Source organism: Plantibacter sp. CFBP 8798, from assembly GCF_014841195.1.
GTDB lineage: Bacteria > Actinomycetota > Actinomycetes > Actinomycetales > Microbacteriaceae > Plantibacter > Plantibacter auratus.
This window is the reverse complement of sequence record NZ_JACYTS010000001.1, coordinates 1,171,062-1,194,599: the sequence shown is the minus strand read 5'-3', so window position 1 is coordinate 1,194,599 and position 23,538 is coordinate 1,171,062. Positions and strand designations below refer to the sequence as shown.

General features: G+C 70.5%; 23 protein-coding genes. 9 read left to right on the top strand and 14 right to left on the bottom strand.

The genetic code is table 11. The annotated features are described in order from the left end of the window. Positions 1-17 precede the first annotated feature (17 nt). Both IFU30_RS05660 and coaBC read right to left on the bottom strand, forming a co-directional pair. The gene (locus IFU30_RS05660) at positions 18-1,319 is read right to left on the bottom strand and encodes a M23 family metallopeptidase (protein ID WP_192004594.1); all 1,302 of its coding nucleotides are present in this window, start codon (positions 1,317-1,319) and stop codon (positions 18-20) included. Positions 1,320-1,338: 19 nt separating this feature from the next. Beyond that, positions 1,339-2,655, bottom strand: coding sequence for a bifunctional phosphopantothenoylcysteine decarboxylase/phosphopantothenate--cysteine ligase CoaBC (gene coaBC / locus IFU30_RS05655; RefSeq protein WP_192004593.1), 1,317 nt, complete (start codon positions 2,653-2,655; stop codon positions 1,339-1,341). A gap of 80 nt (positions 2,656-2,735) precedes the next feature. On the opposite strand from coaBC, the gene IFU30_RS05650 reads away from it, so the two are divergent. The 3 genes from IFU30_RS05650 to IFU30_RS05640 all read left to right on the top strand — a co-directional run bounded on the left by IFU30_RS05650 (position 2,736) and on the right by IFU30_RS05640 (position 5,703). Beyond that, entirely contained in the window at positions 2,736-3,485 is a 750-nt protein-coding gene (locus tag IFU30_RS05650) for an NRDE family protein (protein ID WP_164486923.1), read from the top strand. 99 nt (positions 3,486-3,584) lie between these two features. Then, a complete protein-coding gene (locus tag IFU30_RS05645; protein WP_124768724.1) occupies positions 3,585-4,490 on the top strand; it encodes a LysR family transcriptional regulator in 906 nt (301 codons plus the stop codon). A 223-nt stretch (positions 4,491-4,713) separates the two neighbouring features. Then, on the top strand, positions 4,714-5,703 hold the full coding sequence (locus IFU30_RS05640) for an MBL fold metallo-hydrolase (RefSeq protein ID WP_192004592.1): 990 nt from the start codon (positions 4,714-4,716) through the stop codon (positions 5,701-5,703). Between the two features lie 9 nt (positions 5,704-5,712). Here the strand turns inward: IFU30_RS05640 and IFU30_RS05635 are convergent, their stop codons facing one another. The 4 genes from IFU30_RS05635 to IFU30_RS05620 form a co-directional block, all read right to left on the bottom strand. Next, positions 5,713-6,201: a hypothetical protein gene (locus IFU30_RS05635; RefSeq protein ID WP_192004591.1), complete on the bottom strand. Its 489-nt coding sequence runs from the start codon at positions 6,199-6,201 to the stop codon at positions 5,713-5,715. Between the two features lie 124 nt (positions 6,202-6,325). Continuing rightward, entirely contained in the window at positions 6,326-6,841 is a 516-nt protein-coding gene (locus IFU30_RS05630) for a DUF427 domain-containing protein (protein ID WP_192004590.1), read from the bottom strand. A gap of 40 nt (positions 6,842-6,881) precedes the next feature. Next, positions 6,882-7,310, bottom strand: a complete 429-nt coding sequence (locus IFU30_RS05625) for a hypothetical protein (RefSeq protein ID WP_192004589.1) — start codon at positions 7,308-7,310, stop codon at positions 6,882-6,884. Continuing rightward, positions 7,307-7,918: a helix-turn-helix domain-containing protein gene (locus IFU30_RS05620; protein WP_192004588.1), complete on the bottom strand. Its 612-nt coding sequence runs from the start codon at positions 7,916-7,918 to the stop codon at positions 7,307-7,309. The genes IFU30_RS05625 and IFU30_RS05620 overlap by 4 nt, the downstream gene beginning before the upstream one ends. A 109-nt stretch (positions 7,919-8,027) precedes the next feature. Here IFU30_RS05620 and IFU30_RS05615 point away from each other — a divergent pair, with 109 nt between their 5' ends. Both IFU30_RS05615 and IFU30_RS05610 read left to right on the top strand, forming a co-directional pair. After that, entirely contained in the window at positions 8,028-8,999 is a 972-nt protein-coding gene (locus tag IFU30_RS05615) for an NAD(P)/FAD-dependent oxidoreductase (RefSeq protein ID WP_192004587.1), read from the top strand. A gap of 91 nt (positions 9,000-9,090) precedes the next feature. Next, on the top strand, positions 9,091-9,465 hold the full coding sequence (locus tag IFU30_RS05610; RefSeq protein WP_124768721.1) for an iron chaperone: 375 nt from the start codon (positions 9,091-9,093) through the stop codon (positions 9,463-9,465). 15 nt (positions 9,466-9,480) lie between these two features. On the opposite strand, the gene IFU30_RS05605 is transcribed toward IFU30_RS05610, so the two are convergent. The 4 genes from IFU30_RS05605 to IFU30_RS05590 all read right to left on the bottom strand — a co-directional run bounded on the left by IFU30_RS05605 (position 9,481) and on the right by IFU30_RS05590 (position 13,285). Further along, entirely contained in the window at positions 9,481-10,683 is a 1,203-nt protein-coding gene (locus IFU30_RS05605; RefSeq protein WP_192004586.1) for an SLC13 family permease, read from the bottom strand. Positions 10,684-10,785: 102 nt separating this feature from the next. Further along, entirely contained in the window at positions 10,786-11,163 is a 378-nt protein-coding gene (locus tag IFU30_RS05600; RefSeq protein WP_124768719.1) for a DUF1801 domain-containing protein, read from the bottom strand. 4 nt (positions 11,164-11,167) lie between these two features. Then, positions 11,168-12,460 (bottom strand): C40 family peptidase, encoded by a 1,293-nt coding sequence (locus IFU30_RS05595; protein ID WP_249404639.1) that lies wholly within the window; start codon positions 12,458-12,460, stop codon positions 11,168-11,170. Positions 12,461-12,799: 339 nt separating this feature from the next. Continuing rightward, a complete protein-coding gene (locus IFU30_RS05590) occupies positions 12,800-13,285 on the bottom strand; it encodes a MarR family winged helix-turn-helix transcriptional regulator (RefSeq protein ID WP_197977384.1) in 486 nt (161 codons plus the stop codon). Between the two features lie 486 nt (positions 13,286-13,771). On the opposite strand from IFU30_RS05590, the gene IFU30_RS05585 reads away from it, so the two are divergent. The 3 genes from IFU30_RS05585 (at position 13,772) to IFU30_RS05575 (ending at position 17,722) form a co-directional block, all read left to right on the top strand. Continuing rightward, on the top strand, positions 13,772-15,304 hold the full coding sequence (locus tag IFU30_RS05585) for a sugar transferase (RefSeq protein ID WP_192004585.1): 1,533 nt from the start codon (positions 13,772-13,774) through the stop codon (positions 15,302-15,304). 415 nt (positions 15,305-15,719) lie between these two features. Next, positions 15,720-16,514: a CDP-alcohol phosphatidyltransferase family protein gene (locus IFU30_RS05580; protein WP_079705129.1), complete on the top strand. Its 795-nt coding sequence runs from the start codon at positions 15,720-15,722 to the stop codon at positions 16,512-16,514. Next, complete coding sequence (locus IFU30_RS05575) at positions 16,511-17,722, top strand: glycosyltransferase (RefSeq protein ID WP_192004584.1); 1,212 nt, start codon at positions 16,511-16,513, stop codon at positions 17,720-17,722. The genes IFU30_RS05580 and IFU30_RS05575 overlap by 4 nt, the downstream gene beginning before the upstream one ends. 99 nt (positions 17,723-17,821) lie before the next feature. Here IFU30_RS05575 and IFU30_RS05570 read toward each other — a convergent pair whose 3' ends face one another. The 4 genes from IFU30_RS05570 to IFU30_RS05555 form a co-directional block, all read right to left on the bottom strand. Further along, positions 17,822-18,739, bottom strand: coding sequence for a hypothetical protein (locus IFU30_RS05570; RefSeq protein WP_192004583.1), 918 nt, complete (start codon positions 18,737-18,739; stop codon positions 17,822-17,824). Next, positions 18,724-19,866, bottom strand: a complete 1,143-nt coding sequence (locus IFU30_RS05565; protein WP_197977383.1) for a Gfo/Idh/MocA family protein — start codon at positions 19,864-19,866, stop codon at positions 18,724-18,726. The genes IFU30_RS05570 and IFU30_RS05565 overlap by 16 nt, the downstream gene beginning before the upstream one ends. Further along, positions 19,859-21,010 carry a DUF1972 domain-containing protein gene (locus IFU30_RS05560; protein ID WP_192004582.1) on the bottom strand — a complete coding sequence of 384 codons (1,152 nt, stop codon included), beginning with the start codon at positions 21,008-21,010 and terminating at the stop codon, positions 19,859-19,861. Before IFU30_RS05560 ends, IFU30_RS05565 begins: the two co-directional genes overlap by 8 nt. 161 nt (positions 21,011-21,171) lie before the next feature. Beyond that, positions 21,172-21,807 (bottom strand): arsenate reductase/protein-tyrosine-phosphatase family protein, encoded by a 636-nt coding sequence (locus tag IFU30_RS05555; protein ID WP_161578552.1) that lies wholly within the window; start codon positions 21,805-21,807, stop codon positions 21,172-21,174. A gap of 251 nt (positions 21,808-22,058) precedes the next feature. Here IFU30_RS05555 and IFU30_RS05550 point away from each other — a divergent pair, with 251 nt between their 5' ends. Next, positions 22,059-23,501: a polysaccharide biosynthesis tyrosine autokinase gene (locus tag IFU30_RS05550; RefSeq protein WP_192004581.1), complete on the top strand. Its 1,443-nt coding sequence runs from the start codon at positions 22,059-22,061 to the stop codon at positions 23,499-23,501. Positions 23,502-23,538: the final 37 nt, after the last annotated feature.

Genomic DNA, 23,538 nt, shown 5'->3' with positions numbered 1-23,538 from the left:
CCGGTGTCCGTCGCCGCTCAGCCCAGGCGGATGCCCCGGTCCGCCATGAACGGGACGGCATCGACGCGCGAGCCGCCGATCCTGACCTCGAAGTGCACGTGGCATCCGGTCGAGGCACCCGTCGTCCCGACGAGCGAGATGTTCTGACCGGCGGACACCCACTGCCCCTCGCCGACGAGGATGCTGCTGTTGTGCGCGTACCCGGTCATGACGCCGCCACCGTGGTCGACGAGGACCCAGTTGCCGTAGGTGCCGAGCCAGCCGGCGTAGACCACGGTGCCGGCGTTCGCGGCGTAGACCGCTCGCCCGCAACCCGCTCCGATGTCGGTGCCCGAGTGGAACGGGTTGACGCCGGGCACGGGGCGACCGGGTCGCGGTCCGTAGTTGTCGGTGATCCGGCCGGAGATCGGCAGGGCCCACCCCTGGCTCCCGACGGCACCCGAAGCACCGCCGCCTCCGCCGCCACCTCCGCCACCTCCGCCACCGCCCGCGTTCGCAGCGGCCTCGGCAGCCGCGCGTGCAGCCTCAGCCGCAGCCGCCGCGGCTGCAGCAGCGGCGGCCGCAGCCGCCTTCACTTCCTCACCCTTGCGGTAGTCGGCCTCGGTGGCTGCGCGGTTCTCCTTGAGGACCACGAGCTGGGCCTCAAGCGTCGCGAGGTACTCCTGCTGCTCGGACACGGCGGTCTCGGCGTCGGCACGGGCTGCGACCGCATCTCCGAGCGCGGTCTCGGCTGCCGCGGCGAGCTCGCCGAGGGCGGCCTCGGCGATGGTCGCCTGCTCGGTGAGGAGCGACGCCGTGTTCGCATCGGTCCTCGCCCGGTCGTAGGTGCCGTCCGTGGACTCGCTGAGCTTCGTGATCGTGCTCAAGCGCCCGAGGAGCGACTCCGGCTCCTGGCCGTCGAGGAATGCGGCGGTACTGAGGTCGACGTTCCCCGACCGCAACCACGCGGCGACGAGCGCGCCGGCCTGGCGCTTGGAGGCCTGCGCCGCGGTCGTCGCGGCGACGGCCTGCTCGCGGAGCGAGACGGCACGGTAGCTCGCCTCGTCGACGGCCAGCTGAGCAGCCTCGTACTCGTCGGCACGGAGGACGGCCTCAGCTTCGGCGAGCGCCGCAGCGGTCTTCAGCTGCTGGACGAGCCCTTCGATCTGACCGATGGTCGACTGCTTCGAGGATTCGCTCGAGCGGGCCGCCTCGACGTCCTCCCAGCTGGGGTACTCCGCAGCTGCGGCCGGCTGTGCGAGACCCATCGAGAGGACGATGACTCCGGCGAGGGCCGCGGCGATGGAGGCGCGACGGCGCGCGGGACGGAGGCGTGGCATGGTGCCATCGTGGCAGTGGTCAGCCCTGTTCGGGGGGAGGCTCGCCCGCCTGGGAACGAACCGGCTCCGCCCGGTGGGCGAGCACGAGGTCGAGCAGCCGGTCGGCGATGCTGCGCTTCGATCCGGTCGCCTCACCGACCACCTCGCCGGCACCGTCGATCACGACGACCTCGTTGTCGGGCGTGCCGAAGCCGTTCGTCCACCCCACGCGATTGAGCACGAGGAGGTCGGCGCCCTTGCGTACCGCCTTGGCCCGGCCGAGGGCCAGCAACTCCTCGCGGTCGGTGGCGGTCTCCGCGGCGAACCCGACGACCATCCGTCCCGGCACCCGGGCCGCGGAGAGTCCGGCGAGCACGTCGGGGTTGCGGACGAGTCGCAGGGTGAGCTCGTCGCCGGTGTCGTCCTTCTTGATCTTCCGTTCGGCGATCTCGGCGGCGCGGTAGTCCGCCACGGCGGCCGCCATGACCACGAGCGTCGCGTGGGCCGCCGCGTCTTCCATGGCCGCTGCGAGTTCCGCTGCGGTGCCGACCGGGACGACCCGCAGACCGTCGACCGCATCCGCGTCGGCCGCGACATTGGAGTCCAGGTGCGCCGCGACGAGCACCACCTCGGCTCCGCGCTCGGCGGCGGCCTGCGCGATGGCCAGCCCCTGCCGGCCGCTCGACCGGTTTCCGAGGAACCGCACCGGGTCGAGCGGCTCGCGGGTGCCGCCGGCCGAGACGACGACGCGCTCGGCCCGCAGGTCGTCCGGGTGCGCGTCCGCTCCACCGGCGCGTCCGGCGAGCAGCGCCAAGCCGGCGGCCACGATGTCGTCGGGTTCGCTCATGCGTCCCGCCCCCGTGTCGCCGCCGGTCAGCGCGCCGTGCGCCGGCCCGATGACGGCCACCCCGCGCGATCGGAGGAGGGCGACGTTCGCGGTCGTCGCCGGGTGCTGCCACATCTCGGTGTGCATCGCCGGTGCCAGCAGGACCGGCGCCCGGCTGGCCAGGATGGTGGTGCCGAGGAGGTCGTCGGAGAGTCCCGCCGCGAGTTTCGCGAGGGTGTTGGCCGTCGTCGGCGCGACGACGATGAGCTCCGCGCGCTGCCCGAGGGCGACGTGCCGGACTTCGGCGACGCCGTCGTACAGCGAGGTCGTGACGGGGTTCCGGCTGATCGCCTCGAGGGTCGGCAGGCCGACGAACCGGAGTGCGCTCTCAGTCGGCACCACGTGGACGTCGAATCCCGCGAGCACGAACCCGCGGACGACGCCGACCGCCTTGTACGCGGCGATCCCGCCCGTGATCCCGACGACGACCGTGCGCCCCGCCGCCTCCCGCGATGCGTCCTGCACGCCCATGCCGCCTCCTCGCTTCCGGCGCTCCCGCGCCGGGTCCTCGTCTAGTCTGTCCTAGTCCGGCCGGCCGAGGAGGAACCAGCGTGTGCACCGTGATCATCGACTTCGAGCCGGGACGCGCGTGGCCGATCGCCGTGCTCGGGCTGCGAGACGAACAGCCGGGGCGTGCCTGGGACCCACCAGGCGCGTGGTGGCCCGGACTCGGTGACAGCGTCCGCGGCATCCACGACCGCGAAGCGGGCGGCGCGTGGCTGGCGACGAACGACGGCGCCCCGGGCGGCCCCCGGGCGGCGGTGGTCCTCAACCGACGCGAGGACCTCGACATGCCCGCCGCCGGGTGGACCTCGCGGGGCGTGCTGCCGCTGGAAGCCGTCACGACCGGCGTCGACCCGGACGACGCCCGCAGCGCCAGGTCCTGGAACCTCGTGGAGCTGCGTCCTGACCGCGTCACCGTCACGAGCTGGGACGGCACCTCACCCCGGTCCATCGACGTCGAACCCGGTCTCCACCTCGTGACGCACGAGGGCCCCGACCACCTCGACGTCCCACGGGTCCACCGGTGGCGGCCGGCCTTCCTCGACGTCCCGTCGCCCATCGGGCCGTTGGACGGTGCGACGGCCGCGTCCTGGGAGCCGTGGTTGCGCACGTTGCGCTCCACGACGACCGTGCGCGCCGATGCCGACGAGGCGATCGTCCGCATCGACGACCACGACGGCCTGCGTCTCGCCTCGCTCTCGGTGACGGCGCTCTCGCTCGGCCCCGACGGTGCGGTGCTCCGGAACGCCCGACTCGCCGAGCCCGGCCATCTGCCGGAAGAGCTCGTCTGGGAGTGACCAGGACGGCGACGGTCGGCACCCGCCGGGAGCCACGGGACCCGGATCGGACTGCCACCCGTGTGGAGGGTGCCCTGGCGCGCTCGATACTGTTGCAGCATGGCCCTGAACCCCGTGCGACTGCGACTGCTCGAGGCGTTCGACCGCCTCGGTACGATCCGCGCCGTCGGCCGTGAGCTCGACCTCAGCCCCTCGACCGTCTCGCAGCAGCTCTCCGTGCTCGAGGCCGAGACCGGCGCCGCGCTCCTGGAACGACGCGGCCGGACGCTCACCCTGACGCCGACGGGTGCGCTGCTCGTCGAGCGCGCTCGGGCCCTGCTCGCTCAGATGGACGCCATCGAGGTCGAACTGGCCGAGGTCGAGTCCGAGCCGTCCGGTCGGTTCCGCATCGCCGGGTTCGCGAGCGTCATCGCCCCGATCCTCATCCCCGCCGCGCGCTCCCTCGCGCGGCAGTACCCGCGCCTCGAGGTCGAACTCATCGAGGTCGAGCCGCACGAGAGCACCACCGCCGTCCAGCGGGGCAGCTGCGACGTCGTGATCACCGTCGATCAGGAGGACGGGTTCCTCCTCGACCCCTCAGTGCACAGCGTGCCGCTCACCACCGACCCGCTCCTGCTCATCGCGCCGCTCGACCACCGACTGGCCGCGCAGGATCAGGTCACCTTCAGTGAGCTGCAGACGGAGTCGTGGGCCCTCGACGCACCGGGCACCTACCTCGGCGAACTCGTCCCGCTGATCTGTCGTCGCGCGGGGTTCGAGCCGAGGGTGGCCGGACGGTTCACGAGCTACGAGGTCGTCATCGACCACGTGGCGGCCGGGCTGTCGATCGCCGTCCTCCCGGACATCGCGATCGGCTCGCGGACGGACGTCGTGCGGAAGCCCATCGCCGGGATGAGCGAGCGGAAGATCGTCGCGACGGCGCGGAAGGGCTCACTGCAGCGTTCGGCCGTCGCGGCAGCACTCGCGGCGGTGCAGCGGGCCACGGACGAGGCCGTCGCCCGCTGAGCCGCCGCGGAACCGGCCGAGCCTCCTGCGGGGAGGATCAGCCGTGGTAGCCCGACTTGGCCATGGCGACGAGCGCCCCGACCAGGCCGATGCCGCCGAAGACGGTGATGAAGGCGATCACGCCGATGAGGATGTCGTTGACGGTCATGCACCCATCGTACTGAACCCGACGGGCCCCACGACTAGGGTTGGTCCGTCCCCCGACACCACCCGGAGCAGCACCATGATCACCTCATCGAGCGAATCCCAGGCTGCCGCCTTCCGCGACGGCCGGATCCCTGCGACGGAGCACCTCGACGCCGACACGGTCGTCATCGCCGTCCCGACCGGCGACCCCGGCAATCCCTTCACCCTCTGCTCGGTGCTCTTCGGCACCGACGGTCGTGCGATCGTCATCGACCCCGGAACCGACACCCCCGAGGGCCGCGAGCACCTGTTGCGGGAGCTCCGCGGCATCGGGGTGACGACGCTCACCGGCGTCGTCGTGACCCACCTGCACCCGGATCACCTGGGGCTCGCCGGCATGCTCCGCGACGAGCTCGCCGCACCGGTCCTCATGCACCGCCTCGAGGACGAGGCGGCGGGCTCGACCCCGCCGGGCCCGGCCGACCTCGCTGCGGCACTGGACGAGTGGGGTGTCCCGGCGGACGACACGACCGTGTGCCCCTGGGCCACTGGTGCGACGGCACCCGCCGGGCACCTCGGCGACACCCGTGCGGACCGGACGCTCGAGGACGGCGACCTGCTGACGCTCCCCGGTCGCTCGATCAGGGTCCTGCACACCCCCGGCCATACGACGGGCCACCTCACCCTGCGCGATGAGGACCGCGGCTACCTGTTCACGGGCGACCACGTGCTGCCGACGATCTTCTCCGGCCTCGGCCTCGGGGCGCACACCTCGGAGAACCCGGTGACGGCCTATCTGTCATCACTCGACCGCGTCCGCGGATACGACGGCGATCAGGTGGTCCCCGGACACGGCTTCCGGTTCACGGGACTCGCGGACCGCTGCGACGAGCTGGCCGCCCACCATCTGCGGCGAGCCGACGAGGTGCGCGCCGTCCTTCTGGACGACCCCGACGCGAGCGTGTGGACCATCGCCTCCCGCATCGGCTGGTCGGCCGGATGGGACGCGCTGACCGGTCTCCTCCGCGTCTCGGCCCTCACGCAGACCGACTGGCACCGGGCGCGCCTTCAACAGCTCGCCGGCTGACCGTCCGCGCTACCGGCTGAGGCCGGCCCACCCGGATCGACGACGCGCCAGCGCCCGTTCGAAGGCGTAGAGCCCACCGCCGGCCGCCACCCCGGCGGCGAGCACCGCGAACACGACGACCCCGATCGTCGAGGCGAGTCCGATGGGTGCGGCGATGAGGCCGCCGACGATCAGGACGAGGAAGGCCGCACCACCACCGGCGATCCAGGCCCGGTGGACCGGGCCCCGCTCGCCCCAGTGGTCGAGGATGCCGAGCGCCAGCAGCGCACCGACCGCCCCGACGGCGGCGAGCATCCCTCCGACGAGTCCACCGACGAGGACGGCGATCCCGCCGAGATCGGCCGGATGCACCGAGACGGTCCTGACCGTCCCGAAGAGCTCTGCACCGGCCGCGAGGGCCGCTCCGGCGACCGCTCCGACGCTGACGGCGAGGCCGAACAGCGGGACGACACGGAGGAGGGACCAACCCGGGTCCGCTGCTTCATCGAACACGTCCATGGCTTCGACCGCCTCCTGCGCGCCTCGTCGTCGACGGCGCTTGGCGCTCAGCGTGGCATGCCGGTGCGTTGTGCCCCAGGGCGTTGCGCGCGGAGGAGGAGCGGGTGTAAGGCTCCGGCGTCTGCTACCAGCCGCGCGTGCCCGGGGCGCCCTTGAACGGCCCGACGATGCCCGGCGTGATCCATCCGCCGTAGAAGTCGCCCTCCTGCGCCTGCACCGGCACTCCGTCGACCTCGCAGGCGTCCATGCGTCCCGGATAGACGGCGATCATGCCGAACAGCGGCGCGTATCCCGGACGCGGATCGGGGTAGGTCCACGCGGCGGCACCGGCGACCGTGTCGCCCACCCGTACGTCGAGGTAGTGTGCCTCGCCCTTGAACTCGCACATGGTCGTCCCGTCGACCGGCACCAGGACCCCCGGCGAGAAGTCCGCCGCCGGGACGTAGTAGACCGGCGGGTGGCTCGTCTCCAGGACCCGGACCGCGGCCGTCGACTCCGCGATGACCGTGCCGCCGAACCGGATCACGACGCGCTCGTCGCGCGCCTCGACCCGCGGTGGACGCGGGTACTCCCAGACGGACTCCTCACCGGGTCCGGGCTGGACGGGCAGGGGGCGGCGGAATCGCGAGGAGTCGGGCATCTCCCCATGCTGCCCGGTCCACCTGAGCGACGACCGCGAATCAGGCGCGCAGGCCCACGGGCCGGAGCGCCAGCCAGAGCAACCAGGTGCCGGCCGCCGCATACCCGATCAGCAGCAGCACGACGGCCGTCGACCCGAGGTCGTAGACGACGGGGAGCACCGGGGAGCCACCGACGCCGGCGTCCGTCGACTTCCCGTTCGCGGTCAGGAGGGCCAGGACGAGCAGCACCGCGGCGCTCGCGAAGATCGGTCCGCCGGTGGCCCAGACCTTCTGCCTGGTCGTCCAGGCGCGCCCCCGCCACAGCATGACCATGCCGGCCACCCAGCCGACGAACGGCACGACGAGCCCTCCGAGCATCACGAACAGGGCCGCCGTGATCGCGAACCCGCGGCGTTCGAGGACCTGCTCCGCGAACGGCCGGTCGTCCTCGGGCGGGCGGGCACCCTCCTCGTCATCGTGTCCGATCACGTGCTCCTCCTCGTCGACGTCGCGCGGACGTGCATCCGTTCACCCTGCTTGCCGAACAGGCTGAGGAACTCCACCGCTGCGGCCTCTGCCCGGCCGAACCAGTGCGGGACGCGGGTGTCGAACTCGGCGACCTCTCCCGCGGTGAGCACGATGTCCTGGTCGCCGAGGAGAAGCCGCAACCGGCCGTTGAGGACGTAGAGCCATTCGTATCCCTCGTGGACCTTCTGCGTCTCGGGCGTCTGCGGGCCGTCGCCGCCGTGGATGATGCTCTTGAACGCGTGGAGGCCGCCCGATCGACGCGTCAGCGGCACGATCGTCTGGCCGTACCGCTGGACGGGCTTCAGGTGGACGCGGGGATCACCCGTCTGCGGAGCACCGACGAGGTCGTCCAGGGGCACCTGGTGCGCCTTGGCGAGTGGCAGGAGCAGCTCGAGGTTCGGTCGGCGCTGGCCCGACTCGAGCCGGGAGAGCGTGGAGACCGAGATGCCCGTCTCAGCCGACAGGGCGGCGAGGGTGGTGCCGCGATGCTGCCGGATGGCTCGCAGCCTCGGCCCGACGGCATCCAGGACGCCGTCGATGGACCGTTGCTCGTCGTGTGCATGCGCCATGGGTCGATTCTCGCTCCCACGTTGCCGCTTCGGCAAGTCTTCTTGCCACTTCGGCACCGTTCGGCGCACCCTGGACACCTCCCAGCACGTCGACCGAACGGAACGATCCATGAGCACTCCCGTCACCCCAGCACCCACCACCGACCTCGTCGACGCCGTCATCGTCGGCGGGGGCGCCGCCGGGCTCAGTGCAGCCATCATGCTCGGACGATCACGACGGTCCGTGATCGTCGTCGACGGCGGCGAGCCCCGGAACGCGCCCGCCGACGGCGTCCACGGTTTCCTGACCCGCGAGGGCACCCCGCCTCGCGAGCTCCTGCGCCTCGGCCGCGCGGAGGTGGCGTCGTACGGCGTCCGCGTCGTCGACGGTCAGGTCGTCGATGCGAGGCGTGACGATGACGGATTCACCCTGACGACGGCGGACGGCGCGATCGTCCGAGGTCGCCGCCTCCTCATCGCCACCGGCACCGCCGACGAGCTCCCGTCCATCCCCGGCCTCTGGGAGCGGTTCGGCCGCGACGCCCTCCACTGCCCCTACTGCCACGGCTGGGAGGTCCAGGACCGCGTGATCGGTGTCCTCGGCACGAACGCGGAGGCCGCAGCCCACCAGGCGCAACTGTTCCGGCAGCTGAGCGACCGGGTCGTCGTGCTCCGCAACACCGCGGGCGCCTTCACGGCGGAGCAGGAGGCGGCGTTCGCGGCACGGGGCATCGAGGTGGTCGACGGCGTCGTGGAGCGGCTCGAGATCGCCGACGACCGGCTCGTCGGCGTGCGCCTGGACGACGGCCGCACCGTCCCCGTCGAGGCGCTGGCCGTGGTCCCGGTCAACCGGGTGCGCGCCGACGCGTTCACCGGTCTCGGGCTCCACACGCGACCGCACCCGCGTGGGGCCGAGTTCGGCGACGCGATCGGCGTCGACGAACTGGGCGCCACCTCGGTGCCGGGTGTCTGGGCGGCCGGAGACGTCACCAACCTGCGTACCCAGGTCCTGCAGGCGGCGGCCGCCGGATCGATGGCAGGTGCGATCATGAACACCGACCTCGTCCAGGAGGACGTGCGCCGCGCCCTCGCGAAGCGGTAGAACCACCACTGTCGCGCGAGACGCGGACATGGGACGATGACGGCACGGGGGCAGGGGCTCCCGTGCCGTCTCCGTTCCGACGAGGAGAGACATGCCGGGTGCACCCACAACGATCGACGACTACCTCGCCGCGCAACCCACCGACGCCGCGGACGCCATCGAGGAGATCCGACTCCGCGTCCACCGCATCGTGCCTGGAGTCACCGAGGCCATCCGCTACGGCATGCCGACGTTCATGCTCGACGACCGCTACCTGCTCTACCTCGGCGCCTGGAAGCACCACATCGCCCTGTACTCGATCCCGCCGTTCGACGGCCCCCTCCAGAACGCCGTCGCCGACTACCGGGCCGCGAAGGACACGCTGCAGTTCCCGTTCAGCCGGCCGATCCCCTTCGAGCTCATCGACCGGATCGTCACGGAGCTGTTGGAGCGGCGTCGGGCGGCGGACGCACGCCACGAGCATTGAGGGCGGCGTGGGAAGTCACGGGAGCATCGCGCCGGCACCGTGGGCCAGCCAGAGCCCGACGGTGGCGAGGGCCACCGTCAGCGGGGCGACCACGAACCCGAGCGCGATGAACCGGCCCCAACCGAACTCGACGTCCGCCGCGGTGAGCCGCGCGTGCCAGAGCAGCGTCGCGAGCGCCGCCCACGGGGTGATGAGCGCGCCCGCGTTCACACCGATGAGCAGTGCCGCGAAGCGCACGGGGTCGCCGGCGACCGGCTCGAGGGCCAGGTACGCCGGGAGGTTGTCGACGAGGTTGGCGCTCGCCATGCCGACCCCCGCCAACTGCAGGAGCGCCAGGAGGGAGTCGCCGGTCCCCGCGATGGACGCGAGCGCCCGCGCGAGCCCGAGGGCGTGAGCTGCCTCCACCACGAGGAACAGTCCTGACGCGAGCAGGACGAGCTGCCACGGGACGAGCGCCGGACGCAGCGCCGCCGGACGCCGGATGAGGAACACGACGACGAGGATCACCGCCGCACCGACCGCCGACATCCACACCGGGATGCCGGACACCAGCAGCGGCAGGAGCACGAGCACCACGAGACCGGACGTCCACAGCAGCACCCGGTCGTCGTCCTGCGCCTCCACGTCCACCGTGTAGGCACCGGCGAGCTGACGGCGGTACACGATCGCGAGGACCACGCACGGGACCACGACCGCGATGATCGCCGGGACGACCATGAGCGCTGCGAATCCGCCCGGGCCGAGCGGGCCGCCACCCGACGCCGTGGCGGCCTCGTCGATCGCGTGCTCCGCGAGGAGGTTGGTGAGGTTCGACACCGGCAACAGCAGCGACGCCGTGCACGCCAGCCAGACGGTGGTCAGGGCGAACGGCACCGGCGACAGCCCGGCGTGCCTCGCGAGCGTGATGACGACCGGCGTCAGGAGGACGGCCGTGGTGTCGAGCGAGAGGAAGACGGTGCTGAGCGTGGCCAGCGCGACGACGAGCAACCAGAGCAACCAGGTGCTCCCCCGGCCCCAGCGCACGAGCCGCGAGGCGACGAGGGTGAACAGGCCGGCGTCCGCAGCGAGTTCGGCGACGACGGTGATCGCGACGACGAACAGGAGGATCGGCCAGACGCGGTCGGCGATGCCGAGGGCCTCCGGGGCGGGGAGGACACCGGTGAGGATCGCGATCGTCCCGATGACGAGCAGCACGAGGCCGAGCACGGCACTGCGCACGAGGCCTCCTTCACCGCCGGTCCGTCGGTGCGCTGTCGCCCGCTCGGCAGTCGATCATACGACGGCTCGCCGACCGCGTGCTCCCGCGCTCGTCGACGGGTGTCAGGCCCGCACCCAGCGCCCGATGAGTTCGAGCAGGGCGGGCTCGGCATCCGCCGCCGCTTCGATGCTGGAGAAGGTGACGACACCGCGGTCGGGTGCCGCCCACACCACGAGTCCGGAGGGGTCGTCGAACCGGAAGGCGTCGCTGTCGTCCCGCTGATGCGCGCCCCGGTGCAGGATGATCCGGATGCGGTTCGCCGGGTGCAGAGCGAAGGTGACGCGGTCCTCGCCGTCGTAGACGAAGCTCGGCGCCTTCCACTTGAGGTGCTCCGACATGCCCTCGTCCGAGGCCATGATCGCCTCGCGCAGCCGCACAACCGCCGGCTTCAGCTGGTGCGTGAGGGAGGCGAGGTAGGCGTCGACCTCGGCGGAGCTCATGGGGTCAACCCGTCGGGCGACCGACGTAGGGTGCGACGTCGCCGGATCCCCAGATACCGCCGACCCGGGTGCCGGCCCGCTCGTTGGCCGCTTCGACGATCTGGCCGTTCCCGAGGTAGATGGCGACGTGGTAGTAGTCGTAGCCGCTCGACCAGAAGATGAGGTCGCCACGCTGCTTCTGGCTGTAGGGCACGAGGCGTCCCTGCGACTGCATCGTGTAGTACTGGTTCGTCGCGGAGTGCGTCCCGATGCCGCTCCCGTAGGCCGCGCGGGTGAGGCCCGAGCAGTCCCAGACGTTCGGACCGGAACCGCCGAGCTGGTAGCCCTTGCCGACCTGGGCGAGCGCGAAGGCGATCGCCGACTCGACGCCGGCGGAGTCCGGAGGTGCGACCGCGCCGCCGCCACCACCGCTGGACGCGCCGCCGCCACCGCTCGATCCACCGCCGCCGGACGAACCGCCGGACGAAGCAGGAGGGGTGTTGGCCGCGGCAGCAGCAGCCGCTGCTGCCGCCGCTTCCGCCGCCTGGCGAGCGGACTCACCGGCCGCGTACCCGCGCTCGGTCTCGGCGGTGGTGTTCTTCAGGGAGGCGAGCTGCGCGTAGAGCTGGTCGGCCTGCTGCTCCTGGGCCGCAACCGCTGCGGATGCCGCCGCCGAGGCGCTCTCCGCCTCGTCGTACTTCGTCTGCGCTTCGCCCTCGAGGCGTTCGCGTTCCGTCTTCGCCACCTCCGCCTGGTCGGTCAGGCCGCTCGCCGCGTTGCGGTCGGTCACCGCCTCGGCGTAGCTCGCGGCGTTCCGTTCGCCCAGCTTGTCCATGACGGACAGCCGGGAGAGCAGGTCGTCGGACTTCCCAGCGCCGAGGACGAGGTCGAGCGAGACGTCGCCACCGCCGCCACGCGACAGCTGCGCGATGAGCGCACCGGCGCGCTGCTTCGAGACCTTGGCGGCGGCCGCAGCGGCCTCGGCCTGCTCGCGCAGCGCCGACTCGCGGGCGGTCGCCTCGGTCACGGCGTCCTGCGCCTGACGATAGGCCTCGGCGGCGATCTGCGCCGTGCGGAACGCGGCGTCGGACTGCTCCTGCAGCGAGGTGATGAGTGCAGTGATGTTCGTGATCTCGGCGGCCTTCGCGGACTCGCTCGACTTGGCCGCTTCGACATCGGCCCAGCTCGGATAGTCGTCCGCGTGGGCGGGCAGGGCACCGACGGTGAGTGACGCCGTGACGACGCCGACGGAGAGAGCCATCGCCAGCCAGGGACGGCGGCGGCCGTACTGCGCACCGGGCGTTCGTGCGGGGGTCATCATTCTCCAGTCCGACGACACGATCACGGCGACCTCGGCGGGTCGCGGCCGTCATCCTGTCACAACAGTCACAATAGAAACTTTGATCACACTAGCCACTCTCGTCCCGGAGCACCAGCTCGAATCCCCCCGGACGGGGCACGGGTGTGCCTGGGCGTGCCCCTGAACGGACACCCGAAGTGCCGCCCCGGCCGGACGCCATCGCATCATGAAGGTTCCTCGTGGGCGCTTCGACAAGCTCAGCGACCGGGAGAGGTGCACCCGGACCTGGAACGGTCCCTGAGCCCGTCGAAGGACAGCTGGGCACGCTCAGTTACCGGGGAAGATCGGCCCGGCAGGTCAGGCGGGTTCGACGTCCTCGGGCGACCAACGGGCGGACTCGCCCGAACGGATGATCGCGAGCAGCTGCGACCGCAGCGCCGATTCATCGGGCAGCTCCGGGAAGACGTCGGCCTCGAGCCGGTGTGCCGCCAGCCAGGCCTCGTCACCCGCTGGTGTCCGGCTCACCACGTGACGACGACGGTCGTCGGCCGCCGCGATCCGCTCGATGTGGCCGGCCCGCTCGAGTCGGTCGAGCGTGCGTGACATCGTCTGGTTCTGCACGCGGGCTCGTCGGGCGAGCTCCTTCTGACTGGCGGGGCCGCTGTCGAGCAGGTGCAGCACGATGAGACCGGCGTGGGTCACCCCGATGCCGTCCAGGGCCTGTTGCCAGGTGTGCTCGATCAGTCGTGACGCCGTGGACAGGAGGCGCCCGGTGGGCCAATCGGCCATGGGATCGCGGGCGGCGTCGGCGATCACGCCATCGGTCGCGCGCGCTCCATCCATGGCACCAATGTAGTCGCTGAGCCTACGGCCGAGCCGCCACCCACGACCGGTGTGACGTCGGCAGTGGGTGCTGTCCCCCACCGGGCGGCGACGAGAGCGACCGACGAGGTCCGTCGTCATCTCGGCCGATGACGACGGAATCGCGCGTCGAAGGACCCCCACACCCCCAGCATTGGGGGCGGCGACCCCCCTGGAGTGGGGGATCCGCCGATGACCCCCGCTTCCTACAGTTGAGGGATATCCAAGGGGGACGCTCATCTCGACCGGTTTCACCGGTCGGTCGTGGGCACACGAGCGACGTCGCGTTCTCCGCGGGCGGCCCGAACCGCCCTTGCGCATCGCGCACCCGAACCGCACCCGAACCCCACAAGTGGATAGCAACCCAATGACGACGTACCCGAACCGCCGTCGGTCCTCCCGACAGATCCGTCCGCGCACCCGAAGCGCGGCGTTCGCCCAGTTCCGCTCCGAGGGGTCGACCCGAGCATGAGCGCCGACGTGAACGACAACGCCTTCCCCATCACGGGACCCATCGCGCTCGTCCGACGCCGAGCTGCTGCGCTCGGCGCGGAGTCCTCCACCGTCGCGGTCAAGTCCATGACCCAGCGCGAGTGGTCGAAGCGCTACCGTCGCTGGCTCATCCTCACCGACAGCGTCATCGCACTCTTCGCCGTCTCGGCCGCGTTCGTCGTGCGGTTCGGCGACGACCCGGTCGGCCCCGAGGCCCAGCAGCTCTACATCCTGCTGTCGGGCGTCATCGTGCTCGTGTGGCTCGCCTTCCTCGGCTTCACCAGGACCCGGGATAGCCGCATCATCGGTTCCGGTGTCGCCGAGTACAAGCGCGTCGTCAACGCCAGCGCGTTCGCCTTCGGCATCCTCGCCATCGTCTTCCTGATCCTGAAGATCGACATCGCCCGGGGCTACTTCATCCTCGCGCTCCCCGCGGGGACACTCGCGCTCCTCGCTTCCCGCTGGATGTGGCGCAGATGGCTGCTCAGCCGTCGTCGCGTCGGTGAGTACACCGCACGGACGGTCGTCGTCGGCCGGCGTGACGACGTCGCGTACGTCCTCGAACAGGTCGCCAAGCAGCACAGCATGAGCTACACCGTCGTCGGTGCGGCCGTGGTCGACCAGGAGACGGCCGAGCCGTTCTCGAGCCGGGGAACCTCGGTGCCGGTCATCGCGCACATCGACGGCGTCGCCCAGGCCGCCGCGAACCTCACCGCCGATGCGGTCATCATCGCCGGCCCCGTCGACGGCGGCAGCGACTACGTCCGCCGACTCGGGTGGGACCTCGAGGGAACGGCGACCGAGCTCGTGCTCGCGGCCCGACTCACCGACGTGGCCGGGCCCCGCATCCACTTCCGCCCGGTGGAGGAGCTGCCGCTCATCCACGTGGAGATCCCGCAGTTCGAGGGCGGTCACCACATCATGAAGCGCGCACTCGACATCGGGCTCACGAGCCTCGGGATCCTCCTCATCTCGCCAGTGCTGGCCCTCGTCGCCCTCGCCGTCAGGCTCGACAGCCCGGGCCCGGTCCTCTTCCGGCAGGAACGCGTCGGCAGGAACGGTGAGCGCTTCACGATGTTCAAGTTCCGGTCCATGGTCACCGACGCCGAAGCCGCCCTCCCCGCCCTCATGGCGCAGAGCGAGGGCAACGGCGTGCTCTTCAAGATGAAGAACGACCCGCGCATCACGCGCGTCGGTCGCATCCTGCGCAAGTACTCCCTCGACGAGTTGCCTCAGCTGTGGAACATCCTCACCGGCGACATGAGTCTCGTCGGGCCCCGGCCGCCGCTGGCGAGCGAGGTCGCCGAGTACGAGAAGGACGTCCACCGGCGTCTGCACATCAAGCCAGGCCTCACCGGCATGTGGCAGGTCTCCGGACGTTCCGACCTGACGTGGGAGGAGAGCGTCCGCCTGGACCTCTACTACGTCGAGAACTGGTCCATCACGGGCGACCTGATGATCATGTGGCAGACCGTCAAGGTCGTGCTCAAACCGGTCGGCGCGTACTGATGTCAGGACTTCTGTCGGTGATGCCCCCAAAGCGAGGGGTGTCCTGCGAAAAGAGGACAAATCCCCTTCCAGAGGGGGCAACACTTCGATACAGTCGTCACCATCACCGCCCGCAGTCACACGGCGAGTCACCCGAAAACGGCTCGATCGCACAGCTGCTCACCGGCGAGACCCGCACACCCGAACCCTCCCGCGACGCACTGCAGCGACGACTTACCCGAGCCGTCGGCGCATCACGTCCGGCACCGTGCGCGCCTCGCCACGATTCCCGCACTCCGGCACCCGTCCGGTCGCGGAACACCCGAACCCGGGCGCGCCTTCGTCGCCCGACCGCTCACGACCGCTCACCCGAATCAGCGATCGTCTGCAGCGCCCACATGAGAACACAAGGACCGGCATGACCCGAACTGCCCCCATGACTCAGCCCACGGAAGACCCCGACGTCGCCGAGCGGTACTCCGACATCGTCGCCCGTCTCGCCGGTGCACAGAAGAAGCGGACGCGAGGCGCTCCGGCGTACTCGATCTACGTCAACCGCAAGGCGGGTCGCTACCTCGCCGCGGCGGCGTACCAGCTCGGTCTCACGCCGAACATGGTCACCGTGATCAGCGCGGTCTTCACGTTCAGCGGCATCATCATGCTCGCGACCCTGCCCCCGACCATCGGTCTCGGTGTCGGCGTGTGGCTCTGTCTCGCGATCGGGTACGCCTTCGACTCGGCCGACGGCCAGGTCGCGCGACTGCGCGGCGGCGGATCACCGTCCGGTGAGTGGCTCGACCACGTCATCGATGCGACGAAGATCTCGTCCCTCCACCTCGCCGTCCTCATCAGCGCGTTCCGGTTCTTCGAGCTGCCGACCCCTGCGCTACTGCTCATCCCCATCGGCTACTGCGTCGTGGCGGCCGTCGCGTTCTTCGCGATCATCCTCAACGAGCAGCTCAAGCGTGTCTACGGTGCCGACCCGGCTCCGGAGAACGGCCACAGCACCATCCTGCGCTCGCTGCTCGTCATCCCGACCGACTACGGCTTCCTCTGCCTGATCTTCGTGCTCCTGGGTGCCCCGCAGGTGTTCTTCGCCGCCTACACCCTCATGTTCCTCGCCAACGCCGGCCACCTGCTGCTCGCGTCGGTGAAGTGGTTCCGTGACATGGAGCGGCTCGGCTCGGTCGGGACCGCGTCCGGCGGCCAGCCCGTCGCGCTCGGCCGGTGACCGCCATCGACGCATCGGAGACCACCCTGGACGCTCACGAGCTCGCCGGCACCTCGGCCACCGATGCCGGTCAGACGGTCCTCATCGCGAATCCGTCGGGCGACGTCTACGGGTCGGACCTGCAGATGCTCGAGAGCATCAGCGCGTTCGTCGGGCGCGGGTACCGGGTGATCGTCGCCCTCCCCGCCGACGGCAAGCTGGTCCCGAGGTTGCTCGCCCGCGGCGCGGAGGTCCGGTTCGTCCCCTTCCCCGTCTTGCGGCGGGCCAACGCCTCGCTGGGCGGCGTCGCCTCGCTCGCGATGGAAGGCCTGCGCTCCGTCCGCTTCCTGCGGAGGGTCATCGAGGAGATCGCGCCGACCGCGGTCTACGTCAACACGGTGACGCTCCCATGGTGGATCCTCGCCGCACGTCTGACGCGCACACCGGTGGTCTGCCACGTGCACGAGGCGGAGACCACGGACGGCAGGCTGGTCCGGTTCGCCCTGAACTCGCCGCTGATCCTCGCAGACGCGCTCATCGTCATCAGTCGCGCAGCGGTCGAGGCGACCACCACGGCCGCACCCGGGCTTGCCCGGAAGGTCCGCCTCGTCTTCAACGGCGTCGCAGGCCCCGACGTCGATCCCACGCCGGCGCCGATCGGCTCCGAACCGCATCGACTCGCGATCGTGGCCAGGCTCTCCCCACGCAAGGGGCCCGACATCGCCCTCGACGCGGTCGGGATCCTGCGCCGTGCCGGGCGCGATGTGCGGATCGAGATCGCGGGCACGCCGTTCGAGGGGTACGAGTGGTTCGAGCAGCAGCTCCGGGACCGTGCCGACCAACCGGACCTCCGTGGCGCGGTCACCTTCTCCGGCTACGTCTCCCCGATCTGGCCGGCGTTGGAGCGCGCGCACCTCGTCGTCGCCCCCTCGCTCCGGGAACCCTTCGGCAACGCCGTGGTCGAGGCCCAGCTGGCGCTGCGACCCGTCGTCGCATCAGCAGCGCTCGGTCATCTGGAGAGCATCGAGGACGGCGCGACCGGCCTGCTCGTGCCGGCGGGTGACGCCGAGGCCATGGCCGCAGCGGTCGCCGAGCTCCTCGACGATCCGGACCGGAGCGCACGGATCGCCGACCGGGCCCGCCGCTCGGCGCAGGAGCACTTCTCCCCGGAGCGCTACCGATCCGAGATCATCCAGGTGGTCGAGTCCGTCCGGCGCGTCCGCGTCTGACGGCGGGGTCACCGACCGGCCGACGCAACGACCACAACACGAGGAACGGCCCCTGGCATGCCAGGGGCCGTTCCTCGTGTCACCTGGACTCGCGCCCGATCAGGCCCCGAAGAACTCGTCGACCAGGCGGCGCGTGCTCTGGATGTTCTGCCGGCTGGAGGCGCCGAACACCATCGACTCGATGTTCGGCTGCTCGGAGAGCCATTCGATCGCCTCGCGCGGCGGGATCGCGCCGGACGCGTAGACGGACATCGCGACGGCACGGAACCGACGCTCCTCGAGCACCCGCTGGTAGCCCTCGATCCCTCCCGACATGCGGAAGCCGATCTTGTTGATGTTCGAGCACACGATCGGGTTCTCGAGGCCGGCCTCGTCCAGGGCGTCGAGCAGCAGGGGCAGGTTCATCGTGATGAACCCGGGCTGCGCGTGGTACTTCGTGCGCACGTGGTGGTCGAAGATGGCGAACGCGTCCTTGAAGCCGAGGCCGAGCAGGAGGTCCACGACGACGTTCTGCAGCCAGATCACCGGCGTGTCGACGCCTCGGAACATCGCCATCTCGGCGTCGATGAGCAGCGTGATGATGCCCTCGACGTCCTTCGTGGCGAACGCCTTGCCGCCACGCAGGGCGGCGTTCATGAGGCCCTCCTCAGGCAGGAAGCGCTTGAGCGCGCCGAGCATGCCGTTCTCCGTGACGGCGTCCGCGTACTTGTGCGCGTACGGCATGCACGGTTGGAACGTGAAGTCGGCGTACCGCGTCGGGTCGAGCCGCACCCGCTCCGCGACCTCGGCGATCCGGTCGTGCGTGGTGCACATGAACGAGGTGATGCCCTCGTCGTACGCGACGTCGAGCACGTCCATGATCGCGCCGGTGTCCTGGAAGCGCATGGCCTGGGCGCGCGCCTTCTCCTCCGACATGTGGTTGACGCCGAAGAACTGGTTGTCTCCGAACAGGAGCCGGGGAAGCTTCGGGGCAGCGGTCGCGGCCGCGCCGGTCTGGGTCTCTACGCTCGTCGCCATGGGAGGAGGCCTTTCTTCTTCGCGACGGGAGCGGGTGCGGCCGTCGCGGCTCGGGTGGACGGGCCTGCCGCCGCGTCGATGGTGAGGAGTTCGAGGACGTGGTCGGTGGCGGCCGCGCTGGTGAAGGAGTTCGTCCCCAGCACGGCGCCCTCGACGACCCGGGTGACGAAGTGGTCCAGCTGTGCGCTGTACTCCTCGCCGCGCAGGTAGTACCAGACCTCGTCGGTGAGCTCGGTGGTGTACTTGACGTTCCAGCCGGTCTCGTAGCCCTCGATCTCGGGCGCGGTGTCGCGCAGGTAGACCTGGCATTCCTGCCGGTCCGCGTGGATACGACCGGCGGTCCCGGTGATGGTGATCTGCGTGGTCATCTTGCGGTAGGACTCGTCCGACCAGTTGACGGAGAGCTGCGCGCTGACGCCGGCGTCGAAGAACAGGGTCGAGAAGACCTCGTCCTCGGTGTGCTCGGAGAACACGCTGCCGAGGACCGTGCCGCCGACGCCGATCGGCTCGCCGGCGTACCAGGTGAGGAGGTCGACCGGGTGGGCGGCGTAGTCGTACAGGCAGCCACCACCCTCGTTGCGGTTGCTCCGCCAGGTGGAGCCGCGCGACTTCAACACGACGGGACCGTAGGCCTCCGCCTGGATGTGCGTGACGCGACCGATGGCACCGAGGTCGAGCAGACGCTTGACCTCGCGGAACGCACCCACGAAGCGGTTGTGGTACCCGACCTGGGTCACGACGCCGCGACGCTCGGCGAGTGCGGCGAGTTCATCGGAGTCGGCCGCGCTCAGGCTGAGCGGCTTCTCGCAGAAGATGTGGAGACCGCGCTCGAGCACCGACTTCACCATGGGTGCGTGGAACTTCGTCGGCGTCGCGATGATGACCGCGTCGAGCTCGACCGCGGCCAGCATCTCGTCCACCGAGGTGAAGGTCTTGAGGCCGGTGTACTTGCCGAGGACGTCGAGGATGTAGCCGGTCGAGTCGACGACCGCATCGACGCTCACCCACGGGTGGGCCTTGATCATGGCGAGGTGGGAGAGGCCCATCTTGCCGAGACCGATCACGCCGACCCGCACTCGGGCTGTCTCGATGGGCACTTCCGCGGCCGGGGCGTTCGTTTCAGACACGTGCGACACGTGCACCTCCAAGGTAGGTCTGCAGGACGGTTTCGTATTGGCCGGCGACGTGCTCCCAGGTGAACTCCTCGGCGTGCCGCGCGGACGCGGCGGAGGACAGGGCGGCACGGCGGGCGGGGTTCTGGAGCAGCTCGCCGATCCGTGCGGCGGCATCACGGGCGGTGGTGAAGTAGAGGGCGCCGTCGCCGGCGACCCATCGGTTGTACGGGTTGTCGTGGGCGATCACGGCGTTCCCGGCGGCCATCGCCTCGACGAGCGAGGGGTTCGTGCCGCCCACGGTGTGCCCGTGGAGGTAGCCCAGCGCGTGGAATCGGAGGGCGGCGAGCTCCTCGGGGTCGTAGACCGACCCGACGAACGCGACCTCGTCACTCGCGGCGTCGACGACCGCGCGGTGGTACGGGTCCGTCTCCGGGGTGTAGGTGCCGAAGACGGCGAGGGTGACGCCACGTCGTTCGGCCGAGAACGCCTGCACGAGCTCCAGGATCGTGTTCTCCGGGATCGGGCGGCAGATCAGCGTCAGGTACTCCCCCGGCGTCAGCCCGTGAGCCGTCAGCGGAGCGACGGGTGCCGAGTCGACCCGGTGTGCGCCGTAGGTGATCGTCGTCAGCTTCGACCGCTTCGCCTTCTTCGCGAGGTAGGTCTCGATCTCGGGGTGGTCGGCGATGAGCGTGTTCCCGACCCAGCACGCGATGCGTTCGTTCACGTAGAGGATCGCCTGCTTCATGAAACCCCAGCGCGCCCGTGACCATTCGATGCCGTCCATGTTGATGACGTTCGGGATGCCCTTGAGGCGCTGCAGGACGTTGAAGACGGCGGTGTTGTAGCCGAACGTGAGGCAGACGTCGTCGAACCGCGAGGCGTGTCTGATCGACTTCAGGTCGAACAGGGAGGTGCCCTTCCACCCGTCGGGGCCGACGGGGATCGTCACGCGTTCGATGCCGCGCCACTCGTCCTCGACTATCGGTCCGTCGCCGTCGGACTGGCAGTAGACGATGACGCGCCACCCCTGATCCCGGAGGAAGACGGCGATGTTCTCGGCTGCCGTCTCGAACCCGCCGTAGGCCGCCGGGATCCCGTGCGTGCCGAGGATGCGAACCGTCGGCTGCCACTGACGCCGTGCAGCGTTGTCCCCCATCGAGCTTCTCCTCATCGCTCCAGGCGCCGTTCGGGCGGCGCGGACACGAAGCGTGTCTCGGCTGGAATGCTGAAGAGCCTACCGCCCAACATTCGTCGGAAAACGGGAAAATCGCGCCCTGCGTACCCCCAAAGACAGGGGTAGTGATGACCCTCGAACCGCTACCGCGTGAGGGCTTCCACGGCGGCGCCGAACCGCTCGACCGAGCGCTGGACGGACCGCAGGGTCGTCCGGTGCGCCCGCTTGCCGAGGTTGTGTCCGTCGGCGATGTCGAGCGGGTCGACGTCGCTCCCGAATCGCGCGAACAACCCGGTGCGCTCCGGCTTCGGAGCAGGAGCGAGACCGCGACGGGCGTTGAGCAGGGCCGCCAGGTCGGACAGACGCTGATCGGCCGTCGTGCCGGCACCGGGGCGCCAGGTGGCGATCGCCTGGTCGGGCGCTTCGGCGAGCGCTGCCGCCTCGCGGAGGGTGAAGACCTTCGAACGGGCCTCGGGAGAGAGTTTGGCGAGGGCGGAGCGCTCGGCGCGGCTCGCGGTCAGCACGAGCCCCGCACCACCGATCATCGACTTGGTGACGCGGCGTGCACGATGAGCTGCCGCCTTCGGTCCCTCCGACGGCAGGCCGAGGACCGCGGCCGCGTCAGCGCACATCTCGTGCCCGCGACTGACCTCGATGCCGGCGCTCGAGCAGACGAGGCGGTCGAAGCCGGGAATGGTCGAGAGTCGGGCTTGGAGGAGCTGTTCCGCGAGCGGGGAGCGACAGACGTTGGCACTGCACACTACGAGGATCCGCGCCATGACGTCCTTCGGTTTTCGCTCGGGGGAAGAATTCCGACAATCGTAGCGTGAGCACTGCACCCCCTTCACCGAAGCGGTCCGAGGCCTCCGTGAACCCCGTCGAACGGGGGTCATCCGCGGGGGTGGACACCCTCGGACTGGGGGTCATCAAACAGCCCGTACCCCCCTGAGTGGGGGCGTCTTTCCCCTGATAAACCCGAAAATCGTCGGTACGCTGAGGTGTTGGGTGTCAACAAACCAGGGGGAGTCAGATGGATCTCGGCGACTACATCGCAACGCTGCGCAAGCAGTGGATCGTCATCGTGGTGCTCGCACTCGTCGGCGCGACCGGAGCCTACGTGTTCGCACAGACGATGGCACCGCAGTACCGTTCCACGACGAGCGTGTTCGTGACCACCGAGGCCGGCAACTCCACGACCGAACTGGTCCAGGGATCCACGTACGTGCAGAACCTCGTGCAGTCCTACGCCGTCCTCGCGTCCTCCCCGATCGTGCTCGAGCCGGTCATCAACGAGCTCGGCCTCGACATGAGTGTCCAGGACCTCGCGGAGTCGGTCAGCGCCGATGCGCCCCTCAACACCGTGATCGTCGAGATCTCCGCGGTGTCGACCAGTGCCGAGCAGGCGCAGAGCATCGCGGCGGCCGTAGCGAACTCCCTGTCCTCCGCGGTGGACGGCATCTCCCCGAGGGACGATCAGGACCGCCCCGCCGTCCAGCTCACGATCATCGCACCGGCCAAGCTCCCCATCTTCGCCTTCGCGCCCAACACCAAACTCCTCGTCGCCGGCGGCGGACTCGGCGGCCTGCTGATCGGCGTGCTGTACGCCTTCGGCCGGGAGCTCCTCGACACGAGGATCCGGTCGCTGCGCGAGCTGCAGCAGGTCTCCGACACCCCCGTCCTCACGACGGTCGCCCGCACGCGGAAGGGTGAGCTGCCGACGCAGGCGATGATGCGGAACCCGAACGGCATGATCGCCGAGGGCTTCCGGAGTCTCGCGACGAACCTCAGTTTCGCCGACGTCGACGAACGGATCACCTCCGTCATCGTCACCTCCGCACTCCCCGGTGAGGGCAAGAGCACCGTCGCGCTCGGCCTCGCCCTCGCGATGACCGAACGCGCACCGCGCGTCCTCCTCATCGACGCCGACCTCCGCCGCCCCTCGATCGCCGGCTACACGCAGATCGAAGGCGAGGTCGGACTGACCAGTGTCCTCGTCGGCGACATCACCCTCGAGGAGGCCGTGCAGCCCTGGGGTCGGGGCAACCTCGACGTCCTCGCCTCCGGTGGGGTGCCGCCGAACCCGAGCCAGCTCCTCGCCTCCGACGCGATGCGCCAGCTGGTGGACCGCGCCAAGGAGTCGTACGACTTCGTCATCATCGACACCGCGCCGATCATCCCGGTCACCGACCCGCTCTGGCTCACGCACATGACCGACGGTGCGATCGTCGTGTCCCGGTACAAGTCCACCCGCCGCCAGCAGCTCCACCGCGCGCTCGAGACGCTCGACGGCGCGAACGCCCGCACGATCGGGCTGGTCCTCAACGGCCTCAAGCAGGACGAGACGAGTTCCTACTACCGCTACAACTCGTACCGGTTGGCTCCCGACGCCGGTGCGCTCGGCCCCGCCGCGACGGGAACGGCCGCCCCCGCGGCGAACGACTCGGCGCGCACGCCGTCCATGGCCGGCCGCTGAGCCGCTGCCCGACGACGCGCCCGAAGGGACCGACGAA